The following is a 15275-nucleotide window of genomic DNA, read 5'->3' on the forward strand; positions in this document are numbered from 1 at the left end:
AAAACACCTCCAAGTCTAATTTCGGCTAACAATCATCCGTTTTCAAACTTGAAGGTGTTTTTTGTTTGTCTCATCTTATGGGGTCAGTCCCGAATGGCTCTGCGTTTTTTTTTTCATCATACGGTTGCGTTTTCATGCCGGATTAAATCGTAGGTTAAGCAGACCGGTTTGTTCGTGCGCGGATCTTTTACAATCTGTGCGTCAATCTGAAAAACGTCTTCCAATATGCCGGGAGTCATGACTTCCTCCGCCGTTCCTTCCTTGATGACGCGCCCTTTTTTCAGGGCGATCATGTAATGGGAAAAACGGGCGGCATGGTTCAGATCATGAATGACCATTAAAATGGTGCGGCCCTGCTCCTTGTTTAATTTGTCCAGCAGCTGCAAAATTTCAAGCTGATGGGAGAGATCTAAATAAGTGGTCGGTTCATCAAGAAGCAGCAGCTCCGTTTCTTGAGCGAGCGCCATGGCGATCCACACACGCTGCCGCTGTCCCCCGGAAAGCGCTTCGATCGGCCGGTCGTAAAATTCGGCCATCCCCGTCTCTTCAAGCGCCCATTTGATCATGTCACGGTCTTTATCACTCAAACGGCCCATTCCGGACTGATGCGGAAACCTGCCGTAAGAAACAAGTTCGTACACCGTCAGCCCGCTCGGCGCTTCAGGCGTCTGCGGAAGAATTGCCATTTCCTTGGCGATGTCCTTCGTGGATTTTTGCATGATCGCCTGTCCGTTTAAATAGACGGCGCCGGATTTCGGTTTCATGATTCTTGACATCGTTTTGAGAACCGTCGATTTTCCGCAGCCGTTCGGACCGATCAGCGTTGTAATTTTTCCTTTCGGGATGGCGATATCCAATTCTTTCGCTATCAAACGGTCACCATAACCGACAGTAAGCTGTTCCGCCGATAATGAGTTCATCGCGGCAGCCTCCTTCCTCTATTTCGTTTTCATCAGTAAATATACAAAATACGGCGCTCCGAGCACGGAAATCACCAGGCCGACGGGAATTTCGGACGGTGCAAGCACATTTCTCGCCAGCGTATCGGCAAGCAGAAATAAAAATGCTCCGATTAAAGCCGAAACCGGGATAAGCGTCTGGTGGCGCGGCCCGGTAAGCCTTCTGGCCAAATGCGGTGCAATGAGTCCGAGAAAAGCGATTCCGCCGGCTGCCGCAACACATGACGCGGTCAGGGCAACGGCGGACATCAGCAGAACGCGCCGCTCCTTTTCAACCCGGGTGCCAAGCCCCGCCGCCAGCTGATCACCGAGCTGAAGCACATTTAAATACCTGGCTTTATAGAGGCTGAACGGTAAAAGAACCAGCAGCCACGGCAAAATGGACAGCACCATTTTCCAATTGGCGTTCCAAATCGAACCGGAAATCCATACAAGCGCCTGCATGAAATCCCGCGGGTCCATTTTCAGCTGAAAAATCAAGAGAAGCGCATTAAACCCCGCATTGACGCCGATCCCGACCAAAACGAGCCGGACAGGTGAAACGCCTTTTTTCCAAGCCAGAACATAGATGAGCAGCGCAGCCAGAAAAGCCCCCGCCAAAGCGCTCACCGGAAGCAGCCATGTACCGGCCATGCTTAAATCAACAGCTGATCCTTGGAAAAAGAAGATAAACAGAACGACCGCCAAAGACGCTCCGGCGTTAATACCGAGAATGCCCGGCTCCGCCAAGTCATTTTGAGACACGCTTTGAAAAATCGCGCCTGAAACCGCGATTCCGGCGCCGACCAGCAATGACAGCACCATGCGCGGCAGTCTGAATTCAAATAAAACGAGCTGATCCCGGGCATCCCCCTGTCCGAAAAAGACACGCAGCGTATCAAGAGGCGCAATCCGGATCACCCCCATGTTTAAACTGATAAAAAAGACGATGCATATGAGCAAAAACGTAACGGCCATGACCGCCAGCGGTTTTTTCGATTTTACATTCATTACAGCCCTCTCCTTTCCCTGCGCGCCAAATAAAAGAAAAAGGGAACGCCGATAAGGGCGGTTAAAGCGCCGACCGGTGTTTCAAACGGCGCATTGACGAGTCTTGCGGCAATATCACTGAAGACTAACAGAACGGCGCCGAATACCGCCGAACAGGGAATGATCCACCTGTAATCTACCCCGACTAAAAACCGGGTGATATGCGGAATCACCAAGCCGATAAAAGAAATGGCTCCGGCGACTGAGACTGAAGCCCCCGTCAAGAGGACAACGACAAACATTCCGATTACTTTCACAAGCGATGTGTACTGCCCGAGCCCTTTGGCCAGTTCCTCACCCAAGCTCAGCACCGTCACTGAGCGCGCAATCAGAAATGCCAGCAAAAGCCCGATAACCCCGACCGCCAAAAGCAGCTGCACGCCTTCCCATTTCACGGAAGCAACTCCTCCGGCATACCAGAACTTCACATCCTGGGCGACATCAAAACGGATCGCAATCGCGCTTGAAAGCCCCGTTAAGAAATAGCCGACTGCCGTACCGGCCAGCGCGAGCTTCACCGGTGTCAGACCGCCTTTTGAAAACAGGCCGATGCCAAACACAATAAGCGCTCCGATTCCCGCTCCCGCAAAGGACCACAAAACAAGTCCCGCCGCAGACAGACCCGGAAAAAAAGCAAATGCCAATGCGATCGCAAATCCTGACCCCGACGTCACGCCCATAATGGAAGGCTCAGCAAGCGGGTTCCGCGTCAGCCCCTGCATAATCGCCCCGGACACAGCTAAAAAAGCCCCGACGAGCGCGGCGGCGGCAGTTCTCGGCAGCCTCAGATCGCGTATGATTTGATGAGATGTATTTTGCGGCTGAAAGTGAAAGAGAGCATCCCACACCGTCCGCAGATGAATATCGGCAGCTCCGATGGAAACAGACAGAGCCGCGCCGATCAATAAAACCGCAATACCGGCACACAGCAGCACAGCAGCCCGGAATGAACGCGCCGTCCACTGGATTTCACTCCCTGATGCCCCTTGAGCCGTCATTGTCTGTTTCTTTTTCAATAGACCCAACACTCGTTCTTCCTTTCTCAAAACAAGAATGGTAATGATAATGATTATCAATGACTTGTTTCAGTATAGCACTTTTATCTTCTCTTTTAATAGACCTAATTTCATATAAAAAAAGAAAGTTTTTCTTAAAAAAGAGCGTGCTTCTCTATGAAAGCAGTGATATAATCACACTGATAATGATTCTCTTTATCACTAATTTTTATGAAAGAAGGAATGTCAGATGTTCCATACATACAAGAAAATCGGCGCAGCGCTGATTGCCGTGCTGCTCATCGCCGCTTTGGCCGCATGCGGCAATTCTTCAGACACGAAAGGTTCTTCTGAAAAAGAAGAAACCATCACGTATAAAGCCGAAAACGGCAATATTAAAATTCCGAAGCACCCGAAACGGGTCGTCGTCATGGCTGACGGCTACTACGGCGGCTTTAAACAGCTCGGCATCAATGTTGTCGGCGCGCCGCAAAACGTATTTAAAAACCCTTATTACAAAGGGAAAACAAAGGGTGTGACAAACATCGGCGACGGCACGTCCGTTGAAAAAATCATTGACTTAAAGCCGGATTTAATCGTTGTCTGGACGACACAAGGCGCCGACATTGAAAAACTGGAAAAAATCGCGCCGACAATCGCCATTAAATATGACAAGCTCAGCAACATTGATCAATTCAAAGAGTTTGCGAAAATGACAGGCACTGAAGATAAAGCAGACAAATGGCTGGCTGAATGGGATAAGAAAACCGCTGCCGCTAAAACAAAGGTTCAAAAAGCGGTCGGCTCAAAAACCATCTCCATCATGCAGACAAACGGAAAAGACATCTATGTATTCGGTAAAGACTTCGGCCGCGGCGGAAGCATCATTTATGACAAACTCGGGCTGAAGGCCACAAAACTGACGCAGGAAAAAGCCATTAATCAAGGGCCGGGCTACGCCAGCATTTCACTCGAGAAACTGCCTGACTTCGCGGGAGACTACATCTTTATGGGGCCATGGCAGGCCGGCGGTGACGACAAAGGCGTGCTTGACAGCTCAATCTGGAAGAACCTCGATGCCGTCAAACAAAACCATGTCTACCGCATTGATCCGATCGGCTTCTATTTCTCAGACCCGATCTCACTTGAAGGCCAGCTCGACTACATCACAAAAAGCTTAACGAAGTAACCCCGAAGCCGCTGTCACAGCGGCTTTTTATTACGCTTGAAACTTGACAAAAAAATTTATTTATGCTATAATTTACATTTTTGGATTAACATGTATAATAAGATTCTCCCGGCCGGAGATTGATGTAAATAACGGAGGATCTTTATATGAAAGAAAACAAGGCGAGTATGACTTCCCTGCTGTCCGCTTTCGGAAGGGCGTACCACAGTAAATACGACACCCCGGTGATATTTGATGATTTTTTGGCACAAGATCTGATTTCTGAAAAAGAGCATTCGGACATCCGCGATCATCTGATTCAAGGTATATCATTTTTCAGCAAAGACATGGCCCAGAGGCTTCAAGGCCAACCGGATGACATCTTAAAATGGGTGACTCAAGTCCAGCTGTCTCCTACACCGTTAGCCCGTGCCGCATATTGTGAAGAAGTGCTTTTCAATGAAGTGAAGCTCGGGGCCAAACAGTATGTCATCCTTGGCGCGGGGCTGGATACTTTTTGTTTCAGGCATCCTGAGGTGACAAACGCCTTAGACATATTTGAAATCGATCATCCCGCTTCACAGGAAGACAAAATAAACAGATTGAAACATCTGAACCTCGGCATTTCCCATCATCTTCATTTTGTACCGATGGACTTCGCCGCTTCGCTTTCTTTCAGCCGTCTGTATCAGGAAGGTTTTTCACGCCAAAAAACCTTTTTCAGCCTGCTCGGTGTGTCATACTATCTTACGAAAAAGCATCTCGCCCGCCTGCTCACACAATTATTTGCCGAAGTCCCGCCGGGAAGCTCTATCGTGTTTGATTATGCAGATGAGTCGCTCTTTGAAGAAAGAGGACTGTCAAACAGAGTGGAAAACATGGTGAAAATGGCTGCAGCAAGCGGAGAACCGATGTTATCGTGTTTCAGTTATAAAGAAATCGAAAAAATATTAGAATCATCAGGTCTGCTTATTTATGAACATTTATCTCCGGCGGACGTCAATGACCGTTTTTTCAGCGGACGCACTGACCATTTAACCGCATTCGAGACCATTCATTATATACACGCCGTCAAAAAGTAACCCGCTGCCGCAAATAAAAAAGACATCTCACAGACGTGAGATGTCTTTTTGTCATACCGATTGTCTGTTGTTTGCAAATTTCTTTGAGACGAAAGGATATAACAGCAAACCGACGAAAAACAGCCCGATACCGAGAATAAAGGTCGTTAAATCGGCCGTTCCGGTAATAATAACGTAAAAAGAATAAATGCAGGCAAGGATGGCGATGATACCGTCTCTTACTCTTGAACCCTTTATCTCGTCATACGTTTCACCCGTAAAAATGAGCTTCAGGCTGTAAAACGCTGATACGAGATACGGAATCAGATAAGCGAGCGTCGCCGCCGTCGTTAAAAACGTAAACGCGTCACTGATCGTCCGGGAAATAACCGAAAAGATAAAGATCTGTGACATCACGTTCGTTACGATTAACGACACAACCGGGCTTCCCTGTTTATTCGTTTTTGCAAAAGCAGCCGGAAAGTCTCCGGATTTCGCCGCTTGATACGGAACTTCAGAGCCGAGAAGAATCCAGCCGAGCATCGTTCCGAACAGACACAAAATCGCCAGAATCGCCATGATGACGCTTCCCGCATTGCCGACGATCGCGTACAATACGTCAACAAACGGTTTTTCCGAGCCGACAAGCTTACCATGCGGAAGCACGCCCATCGTAATCAATGTCACGATGATATAGATGCCAAGCGCGATCAATAATCCGGTAATGGTGGCGCGTTTCACGTCGCGCTGCGAACGGGCGCGTCCGGATAAGATGACTGCAGATTCAATTCCGACGAACGCCCATAATGTTGAAATCGCCGCATTGTGGATCTGCCCGCCGATTCCCTCAACTGTGTGAGGACCTGTTTGAACCGGAAAATAAAAATGATCGAAAAACGACGTTTGAAACACAAATAAACCTGCAATGATAAAGAAGATAAATCCTAATACTTTTGAAAACGTCGTGACGAAATTTAATTTACTCGCACCGTTAATGCTGGTGACGAGAATCGTGTGAGTGCCCCATAATAAAACCGTACATACGGCAAACGTCAGCAGCTGGCCGAGCGTAACCGCCTGACCGCCGATCGAAAACATTTCACGCTTATCCGTTAAAATCGGGAAAAATGATGTTAAATATCCGGCAAGGCTCGTGATAATCGCCACGTTGCTGATCCAGCTCGCCACCCAGTAGCCCCACACCATCGTGAAGCCCGCTGCATTCCCTTTTTTCCGATCATTGAACAGCGCACGCGCATAGCTTTGCGGCCCCGCCGTCAGCTCAGGCTTGCGGATGGATAAGTGGCCGAAGACCAGCGCGATCATTAACACACCGGCTCCCGTTAAAAGCCATGCCGATGTAGCGCCGAACGGGCTCGCGATTTTTGCGAGCGTACTCGGAAGCGAAAAGATGCCCGAGCCTACCATATTTCCTACGACAAACGCCGTTAATAACCAAAAACCCCATTTTTTCGTCTGTTCCATTCCTGTACCTCCTGGTTGTTCATTCGTACGGACCAGACCCCGAGACCATATTTACACGCAAAAAAAGCCTGAACAAAAGTCCATGCTTAAAGAAACACACACACCCTTGATCTCCGGATAGCCCTCCGCGAAAAAGCACGCGGCAGTCCTGCACTTATTCAGATACAGTCCCAGCATAAAGAAGGATCGGCTTTCTTTACACTTCGGCGCTGATGCCTTTAACACATGTTTTGCGGCCCCTATCAGCCTGGCATGTGCGACTCATCATCAAGCGCAACCTCTACCTCACCGAGAAAGAGTGAGGATTTTTATCATTCAATTCTACTCAGAGGTTATCAGAGATAAAAAGATCTGTCAAAGGGAAAAATTAGATGGAAAACGGATAGAGCGTTCGCCCTACCCGTCTTATATGGTCAGCGGTTGTTTTTTTTCTTTTGAACAGCTTCTTGAAGCGGATCGTCTTTCAGAGCTGCACCGGCGTCTTCAAGCGCGCCTTGAATGACATTTTTGTTTTTATCGCTGTTTTTTCCTTTTTCTTTGTTAAAGAAAGCCATCTGTATCACCTCTTTATCAAATATAGGTACACCTATAATGTGTCTTTTTCCGCGGCAGAATATGCGGAATCCGCGTCTCCTTCCTTTTGGCGGAACAGGTAAAGTTTGTTGATCAAACATGCATTCTCTTGATATATTTGTAATTCAGGGGATTTTGGCAAAAATAAAAAGGAGAAGCGAAAAATGACAGGAAAAACACACATCATGGGAGGCATCGCTTCTTGTTCCGCAATTGCGTATTATTACGGGTATGATCCGGTCCTTATGACCTCAGCGGGTGCCCTCGGAGCGCTGATTCCCGACATATGCCATACGAAAAGCAAAATCGGCAGAACGCTGCCCGTTCTGTCCAAAATCGTAAGCACGGTGTTCGGCCACAGAACGTTTACACACAGTCTGCTGTTTATGCTTATTATGTTTTTCATTACGGCAACCTATATTCCGAATCCGAGCATTTCCGCCGGACTGATGATCGGAATGGCGAGCCATCTTGTGCTTGACGCATGGACCGTCAACGGCATTAAACTGCTGTTTCCGTCCGCCATCCGCTTCCGTCTTCCCCTTTATATGAGAACGGGGAGCTTTTCGGAGCAGCTTGTGCTGGCCGGCTTAACGATTGTATCCTGCTATTATTTATACGAACTGGTTCACGGCCGCATCTCATAAACAAAAAGCATCTTTCGCTTTTAGGGTGAGGAGTCATACATATGAAGAAAACCTTTTTCAGCAATCATCGGTTTTTATGCCTGTCCATCCTGTTCATGTGGATGAAAACCTATGCCGTTTATAAGCTCGGTTTTGATCTGCAGAACAATTCGGTTCTTGAGGAATGTCTGCTTCTCATTAATCCGCTGAGCTTCATTGTGCCGCTGTTCGGCATCGCCCTGCTGCTGACGGAAAAAAAACAGCGGATCTTTCTGCTTTCGGCAAATGTGATGCTGACGGGGATTTTAATCGCAAATACGGTGTTTTACGGTTTTTATATTGATTTTATCACCATACCGGTTTTGTTTCAGACGAGCAATATGGGTGATATGGGAAGCAGCGTCCAAGAGCTGTTTCACCCGCTTTACATCGCTTTATTTTTGGATATTGCGGTTTTGTTTTACCTTGGTAAAAGGCATAAAGCCGGTAAAGGAAAAGCCAGCACCCGTACCGTTAAAGCGTATGCGTGGGCATCAGCCGGCCTCATGCTGTGCAACCTTGCGCTGTCTGAGGCCGAGCAGCCGAAGCTGTTCAAGCACCCTTTTGATCGTGAAGCGCTCGTAAAAGGAATCGGCCTGTTCCACTTTCATTTGTATGACACCATTTCGCAGACGCTGAATGCAGGGGCTAAAGCGTTTGCCGACGAAGACAGCCTTGCGGCGGTCGCAAATTACACTCAAGCCGACTACAGCAGGCCGTCCGAATCAAAGTTCGGGCTGGCAAAGGGGCGCAATGTGATTTTTGTTACGCTCGAATCAACACAGCGTTTTGTAATGGATGAGCGGGTCAACGGGCGGGAGATTACCCCGTTTTTAAATAAACTGCGGAAAAAAAGTTATGACTTCACTCATTTTTATCAGCAGACTGAACAGGGAAAAACCTCAGATTCAGAATTCATTACTGCGAATTCGCTGTATCCGTCTTCAAGCGGCGCCGTTTTTTTTACAAAAAGCGGCCACCGGTTCAATACGATGTACCATATGTTAAAAGATCATCAATACTATTCAGCCGTTCTGCATGCCAATCATAAGGCCTTTTGGAACCGGGATGAGATGTACGGGACATTCGGAATCGACCGTTTTTTCGACGCGGATGAATTTAAGGTGACACAGGAAAATTCAACAGGCTGGGGCCTGAAGGATAAGGAATTTCTCGAACAGTCAGCGGAAAAATTAAAGAAGCTTCCGCAGCCGTTTTACGCGAGCCTGCTGACTTTGACCAACCATTTTCCTTTTGAAATTGATAAACAGGATCAGCTCATTGAAGAACCGGACACAAGCAGCGATTTATTAAACCGCTATGTGACGACGGTCCGCTATGAAGATGAGGCCCTGAAACACTTTTTCAAGAAGCTGAAAAAAGAAGGACTGTATGACAACGCGATGATCGTCCTGATGGGAGATCATTACGGTATATCCGAAGCCCATAATCAAGGACTTGCCGAATTCTTAGGGAAAGAGGAAATCACTCCGTTTGATACGGTTCAGCTTCAGCGCGTGCCGTTTATCATTCATATTCCCGGGGTGACCGACCGTGCGCCGGAAACGATTGCTTCCGCCGCGGGACAGGTTGATGTAAGACCGACGCTGCTTCACCTGCTCGGCATTGAAACGAAAGGCAGCATTCAGTTCGGCAATGATCTGTTTTCCGGAGAGCGGACTCCGTTTGCGGTGCTGAGAAACGGCAGCTTTATCACGGATGATCATATTTATACGAAAAATACGTGTTACAGCCGTAAAACGGGTGAATCGCTTTCTGACATGAGCGCGTGCAGCGATGAGAAAGAAAAAGCGGAACAAGAGCTGATGCTTTCCGATAAAATATTAAACGGCGACCTGCTGCGGTTTTACAAGCAATAAAAAAATCCCTCCGTTATATGGAGGGATTTTTCATGTTTCATATATGAGCCGTCCGGTCATTTTCGTATCATATCCGGATAATTGAGAAAGCTGAGACTTGAATTCCTCAGAATTGAGGATGTCCTGCACGCTTTGAACAAGCTCCCGGTTTTGTTTTAAGACGACCACATCGTACTGTTCACTGATCACCGGGATAAAGTCCGTGCCTGCCATATGCGCCGCATGCTGCGACCCGACTCCGATATCCGCCTTTCCGCTTGACACTTGTGAAGCCGCTGACAGATGATCCGTGACAATGTCATGGTAGCCGGCGACATCAGACGGCGTAATACCGAAAGATCTGAGCTGTTCATCCAGCAGCACCCTCGCGCCTGATCCTTTTTCGCGATTGACGATACGGACATCCTTTCGGCTCAAGTCCTGAAAGCCCTGAATGTTCAGCGGATTGCCCTTTTTCACATATAATCCGGCCTGCCGCAGCACGACATGAAAAAGCGCAAACGGCTCCCCTGAAAGAATGCGCTTCACGTACGGGATGTTATACTGCCCTGTCTCCCCATCGTATAAATGCAGACTGACGATGTCACAAGCCCCGCGGTACATCTCGATCAGGCTGTTCAAACTGCCGCTGTACTTGCGGAGCGGAGCCGCCTGTATTGTTTGTTCCAGCTGTTTGCTGAGGAGGTCCATCGACACATCCTGCCCGCTGATGATAACGGACTGCCTTTTTTCCGGCTCCCGCCCGCGGGACGGGTCAGCAGCTTCTGATACGGATGGCTTTTTTGACATTCTCATGTTTGTTTTATATTGTTTTAAGTCCTCTTCATCGACCCTCATCTGTCTTCCGACCCTGTACGCCGGAATGAGTCCTTTTTTTATCAAATCATATACTGTCAGTTTTGAGACCTTCAAAAGGCCCGCAACTTCTTCTATTGTATAGGAAGTGGCTTCTGTCATATTATCACGCTCCATTTTTATTATAACTGTTCAGATATTGAAAAAAAACCGCACCATTACGTACAATTGCGTTATAATTAGTTTGATCTAATGATATTTAGCTATAAGGGGTGCACAATGTTGAAAAAGAAAGCGACACTACTCACAACTGCGGCTATGGCCGTTTTCCTCGCAACTGCGGGCTGCTCATCCGGACAATCCTCCAAAGGCGGACAAAACGAAAAAGTCACGCTGACCGTTTCTGCGGCAGCCAGCGCTCAGGATGCACTTGAAGAAATCCAGACCAACTACGAAAAATCACATTCAAACGTAACCATTCAAGACAACTTCGGATCATCAGGCACATTGCAAAAACAAATTTCACAAGGCGCGGGAGCTGATTTATTCTTCTCGGCAGCCGAAGATAAATTCGAAAAGCTCGTTCATGACGGAGATATCGATAAAAAGGACAGCACGGATCTTTTGAAAAATGATCTCGTCATGATCGTGCCTGAGAAAAACAGCGCACACCTGACACATCTGAATGACCTGAAAAAAGACAGCGCGGAAAAAATCGCGCTCGGCACGCCTGAATCCGTTCCGGCCGGACAATACGCCAAACAGTCATTGACGGCATTATCCCTGTGGGACAAGGTAAAGGATAAAGTCGTCTATGCAAAAGACGTGCGCCAGGTGCTTTCTTATGTTGAAACCGGAAATGTCGATGCCGGGCTTGTCTATAAAACAGACGCGCTGATTTCGAAAAAGGTGAAAATCACCGATGAAGCGCCGGCGAAAACGCACGATCCGATCGTTTATCCGCTCGGCATCGTCAAGGATACAAAGCACCGTAAAGAAGCAGAAGCGTTTTATCAGTATCTGCAGTCAGATGAAGCGATGAAAGTGTTTAAGAAATATGGATTTACTGCCAAGTAACATTACGGCTTCGGAATTTTTCACTCCCGTCGTACTGTCGTTTGAGGTGGCTTTGGCATCGGGCATCGCCGTCATCATTCTCGGGACGCTTGCCGGCGCCTGGATGGCGAAAGCGCGATTTCCCGGAAAAACGGCTGTGGAGACCCTGTTTATGCTCCCGCTCGTTCTTCCGCCTACCGTTGTCGGCTTCATTCTCATTATCATTTTCGGAAAACACAGCTTTTTCGGCCGGGCGATTGAGCGGATTTTTCACCAGCCCGTCATTTTCACGTGGTCGGCCGCGGTGATCGCTTCGGCCATTGTTGCCTTCCCGCTTATGTATCAGTCCGCTAAAACGGGCTTCGCCGCGGTTGATGCCGACATCGAGGGTGCGGCGAAAGTAGACGGAGCCGGCAGGTGGCAGGTGTTCACCCGTATTTCCGTCCCGCTTGCCTTTCCCTCCCTCTTGACCGGAAGCATTCTCAGTATTGCAAGGGCGCTAGGTGAATTCGGGGCGACTTTAATGTTTGCGGGAAATATTCCCGGCGTCACCCAAACACTGCCGACAGCGATTTACGTCGCGATGGACTCCGGCAATGAAACACTCGCCTGGGTGTGGGTGATCTGTATTGTGATCATTTCTTTTCTGATGCTGTTTTTCATCCAATTGAAAAAACCCGCTTGACCGATCCGCCTTCCGCGCACCTTTCGCCGGAAGGCTTTTTGATTTAAAATCGGATGGTATATAATGAAACAAAAAACACACAAAGGGTGCGGCCATGAAGATTAATGTCATTATCGCGGATGATAATTCTTTCATCAGAGAAGGAATGAAAATCATTTTGCATACATATGAGGAATTTACTGTATCGGCAACGTTGGAAAATGGCCTGGAGGCGGCAGAGTATTGTAAACACAATCCCGTCGATATCGCCTTGTTGGACGTCCGCATGCCGGTGATGAACGGCGTCGAAGCCGCAAAACGGATCGCGGAGGAAACGGATACGAAGCCGATGATCCTGACGACATTTGACGACGATGAGTATATTTTAGAAGCGATTAAAAACGGCGCGAAAGGATATTTATTAAAAAATACCGAACCGGAACGGATACGCGATGCGATCAAAAGCGTTTTCAACGGGCACAGCATTCTTCAGGACACCGTGCTGGATAAAATAAAAGACAGCCTTTTCCGGCCGGCCGAAGCCGCGCATCAGATTGATGAAAGCCAGTTTACTGAAAGAGAGCTCAGCATCATGTCGCTTATTGCGAAAGGACTGTCGAACAGGGAAATTTCAAAACAACTTTTCATTTCTGAAGGGACGACGGCCAATTATATTTCATCTATTTTAGGGAAAACAGGGCTTGAGCACAGAACGCAGATCGCCATTTTTTATATCACCGGGAAGGTGGATGACGGGCGTTGAACGGTATGGATTTTTGGATGCTGATGAGCAGACTGATCGCCATTTTTTATACGGCTTTTTTGTTCGTATCGGCAGACCGCCCTTACACGCCGTACGCCGTCTTGTTTCTGCTGCTTTATCTGTCTTTGGGCATTGCGGTCTGCATGATCAGGCCGCCCGCTTGGAGGCGCGGGATCACCCTCATGGCGCTTGCATTGACTGCTTGGCTTTCCGCCTTAGGCCATCCGGCGTTTCTGTTTCTTTTGCCGCCCGCCATTTTTGCCGTTCTTGCCGAATATCCGGTTCACCGCTATGTGTTCTGCCTGCTCGTGTTTTTGCCGTTTTTATTTATCCCGTACGGCGACCTTCCGACTTATATCGTCATGACCTTGTTCTGCTTGGCGATATTCGTTTTGGCCGCCCGGTCCAGCGACCGGCTGAAAAAATATGAAGAGCAGTCAGACAGCATGCGCTCAAGCATTGAAAAACTGACGAAACAGCTGCACAGCAGCACAGAATATATCAAACAATCGGAGTATACCGGCAAACTCGAAGAAAGAAACAGATTGTCCCAAGCCATCCATGACAAAATCGGCCATTCCATGACAGGCGCGCTCATTCAGATGGAAGCGGCGAAGCGGATGCTCGGCTCCCATCCGGACAAAGCGGCTGAACTGCTCCAAAACGCCATTACCATTTCCAAAGAAGGCATAGAGGATATCCGCATAACGCTGAAAAATATGAAACCGCCCGCTGAACAAATGGGCATTCACAGATTAAGAACGTTTATTGATGAATTTTCGGCCAAAAACGGCATGCCGGTTCCGTTTACGCATCAAGGCGATTTGGACAGGCTGACGCAAATGCATTGGAGAGTCATTCAGGAAAACGTAACCGAAGCCTTGACCAATGCAATGAAATACGCCGATGCCACGCAGATTTTCATTGATATCCATGTGCTGAACAAAGCCGTGAAAGCGGAAGTGAAAGATAACGGAAACGGCGCCGTCCGCTTTAAAAAAGGCCTCGGCATGCTCGGTATGGAAGAACGGGCGGCCGTCCTGCACGGAACCGTTATTTTTGACGGCACGGCCGGTTTTTCCGTCACGACATTGCTTCCGGTTGAATAAGTGAATATTTTCATGTGAAAAATATGAAGATTCTCATGTCAAAGGAATGAACAGCTGCACTAACGGCCGTTCATTCTTTTTTTTATAATAAGAGCATCATAAGACATAGAGGTGGAAACATGAACATTTTGGAGCTCAAACAGCTGAGTAAGAAATTCGGTGATTATGCCGCCGTTGACCAGATGTCGCTTGCCGTAAAAGAAGGTGAGATTTTCGGGTTTCTCGGCGCAAACGGAGCCGGAAAAAGCACGACGATCAATATGATCTCAGGTCTTTTAAAACCTTCAGGCGGAGACATTCTGTTTCTCGGAAAAGATATTTTCAAATATAGCAAAGCAACGAAAATGAATATCGGCATCGTCCCTCAGGACCTCGCGATTTACGAAGAATTAAACGCCTATGAAAATGTGAAGTTCTTCGCCGGGCTGTACGGCCTGAGAGGGGCGGCTCTGAGAGAACGGGTCGAGGAAGCCCTGACATTCGTGGGCTTGAGCGATAAACACAAATATTTGCCGAAGCATTTTTCCGGCGGAATGAAGCGCAGGCTCAATATCGCCTGCGCCCTTGCCCACCGGCCGAAACTGATCATCATGGATGAACCGACGGTCGGTATTGACCCGCAATCAAGAAATTATATTCTGCAGTCAGTGAAAAAGCTGAATGAAATGGGCTGCACGATCATCTACACGAGCCACTACATGGAGGAAGTGGAAGAAATATGCACGCGCATCGCCATCATTGACCACGGGAAAGTCATCGCAGAAGGCACAAAAGAACAGCTGACCTCCATCATTACCGACACGAAGGACGTCGTGATTGAGCTTTCATCCGGAAACGGCATCAGCCTCGGCGATATTCAGGAGCTGCCCGGCGTCAGAGCCGCCGCACTGGAAGAAAACAGCGTGAAAATCAGCTCTGACACAGGGGTGAACAATTTAAACCGCCTGATCCGGTACTTCATGGACAAAGGAATTGAAATCCGCTCCTTGCAGGAACAGGCCCCTGACTTAGAAACGGTATTTCTCACGCTGACAGGCAGAAGCCTGCGCGACTGACCCCATTGAAAGGAGGAT

At 48.2% G+C, this 15275-nt stretch carries 15 protein-coding genes and 1 riboswitch; of the genes, 9 read left to right on the forward strand and 6 right to left on the reverse strand.

Annotated elements, in window-relative coordinates:
• Positions 1-116 precede the first annotated feature (116 nt).
• The 3 genes from U2H13_RS16045 to U2H13_RS16055 are packed head-to-tail and all read right to left on the reverse strand — an operon-like array spanning position 117 to position 2986.
• The gene (locus U2H13_RS16045) at positions 117-920 is read right to left on the reverse strand and encodes an ABC transporter ATP-binding protein (protein WP_014418862.1); all 804 of its coding nucleotides are present in this window, start codon (positions 918-920) and stop codon (positions 117-119) included.
• A gap of 18 nt (positions 921-938) precedes the next feature.
• A complete protein-coding gene (locus tag U2H13_RS16050; protein WP_014418863.1) occupies positions 939-1949 on the reverse strand; it encodes an iron ABC transporter permease in 1011 nt (336 codons plus the stop codon).
• Positions 1949-2986 carry an iron ABC transporter permease gene (locus tag U2H13_RS16055; protein ID WP_029973587.1) on the reverse strand — a complete coding sequence of 346 codons (1038 nt, stop codon included), beginning with the start codon at positions 2984-2986 and terminating at the stop codon, positions 1949-1951. The genes U2H13_RS16050 and U2H13_RS16055 overlap by 1 nt, the downstream gene beginning before the upstream one ends.
• A 247-nt stretch (positions 2987-3233) precedes the next feature.
• On the opposite strand from U2H13_RS16055, the gene U2H13_RS16060 reads away from it, so the two are divergent.
• On the forward strand, positions 3234-4172 hold the full coding sequence (locus U2H13_RS16060; RefSeq protein ID WP_376700536.1) for an iron-hydroxamate ABC transporter substrate-binding protein: 939 nt from the start codon (positions 3234-3236) through the stop codon (positions 4170-4172).
• 146 nt (positions 4173-4318) lie between these two features.
• Complete coding sequence (locus tag U2H13_RS16065) at positions 4319-5233, forward strand: class I SAM-dependent methyltransferase (protein WP_021494113.1); 915 nt, start codon at positions 4319-4321, stop codon at positions 5231-5233.
• Positions 5234-5284: 51 nt separating this feature from the next.
• Here the strand turns inward: U2H13_RS16065 and U2H13_RS16070 are convergent, their stop codons facing one another.
• A complete protein-coding gene (locus U2H13_RS16070) occupies positions 5285-6697 on the reverse strand; it encodes an amino acid permease (protein ID WP_029973585.1) in 1413 nt (470 codons plus the stop codon).
• 110 nt (positions 6698-6807) lie between these two features.
• A riboswitch (Lysine riboswitch) is annotated at positions 6808-6988 on the reverse strand.
• Positions 6989-7110: 122 nt separating this feature from the next.
• Positions 7111-7251, reverse strand: a complete 141-nt coding sequence (gene sspJ / locus U2H13_RS16075) for a small acid-soluble spore protein SspJ (RefSeq protein WP_007410034.1) — start codon at positions 7249-7251, stop codon at positions 7111-7113.
• A gap of 183 nt (positions 7252-7434) precedes the next feature.
• Between sspJ and U2H13_RS16080 the strand changes: the two genes are divergently transcribed.
• Both U2H13_RS16080 and U2H13_RS16085 read left to right on the forward strand, forming a co-directional pair.
• Positions 7435-7917: a metal-dependent hydrolase gene (locus U2H13_RS16080; protein ID WP_003151759.1), complete on the forward strand. Its 483-nt coding sequence runs from the start codon at positions 7435-7437 to the stop codon at positions 7915-7917.
• A 41-nt stretch (positions 7918-7958) separates the two neighbouring features.
• Entirely contained in the window at positions 7959-9815 is a 1857-nt protein-coding gene (locus U2H13_RS16085) for an LTA synthase family protein (RefSeq protein ID WP_121984700.1), read from the forward strand.
• 30 nt (positions 9816-9845) lie between these two features.
• On the opposite strand, the gene U2H13_RS16090 is transcribed toward U2H13_RS16085, so the two are convergent.
• Complete coding sequence (locus U2H13_RS16090; protein ID WP_014418869.1) at positions 9846-10772, reverse strand: substrate-binding domain-containing protein; 927 nt, start codon at positions 10770-10772, stop codon at positions 9846-9848.
• 117 nt (positions 10773-10889) lie between these two features.
• On the opposite strand from U2H13_RS16090, the gene modA reads away from it, so the two are divergent.
• The 5 genes from modA to U2H13_RS16115 all read left to right on the forward strand — a co-directional run bounded on the left by modA (position 10890) and on the right by U2H13_RS16115 (position 15257).
• A complete protein-coding gene (gene modA / locus U2H13_RS16095) occupies positions 10890-11687 on the forward strand; it encodes a molybdate ABC transporter substrate-binding protein (RefSeq protein WP_040238895.1) in 798 nt (265 codons plus the stop codon).
• Positions 11668-12351, forward strand: a complete 684-nt coding sequence (gene modB / locus U2H13_RS16100; RefSeq protein ID WP_121984701.1) for a molybdate ABC transporter permease subunit — start codon at positions 11668-11670, stop codon at positions 12349-12351. The genes modA and modB overlap by 20 nt, the downstream gene beginning before the upstream one ends.
• A 94-nt stretch (positions 12352-12445) precedes the next feature.
• Complete coding sequence (locus U2H13_RS16105; protein WP_115941043.1) at positions 12446-13093, forward strand: response regulator transcription factor; 648 nt, start codon at positions 12446-12448, stop codon at positions 13091-13093.
• A gap of 5 nt (positions 13094-13098) precedes the next feature.
• The gene (locus U2H13_RS16110; RefSeq protein WP_181445816.1) at positions 13099-14202 is read left to right on the forward strand and encodes a sensor histidine kinase; all 1104 of its coding nucleotides are present in this window, start codon (positions 13099-13101) and stop codon (positions 14200-14202) included.
• 119 nt (positions 14203-14321) lie between these two features.
• Complete coding sequence (locus tag U2H13_RS16115; RefSeq protein WP_014418872.1) at positions 14322-15257, forward strand: ABC transporter ATP-binding protein; 936 nt, start codon at positions 14322-14324, stop codon at positions 15255-15257.
• Positions 15258-15275: the final 18 nt, after the last annotated feature.

The organism is Bacillus sp. A1, assembly GCF_042296235.1.
In the GTDB taxonomy this organism is placed as follows: domain Bacteria; phylum Bacillota; class Bacilli; order Bacillales; family Bacillaceae; genus Bacillus; species Bacillus velezensis.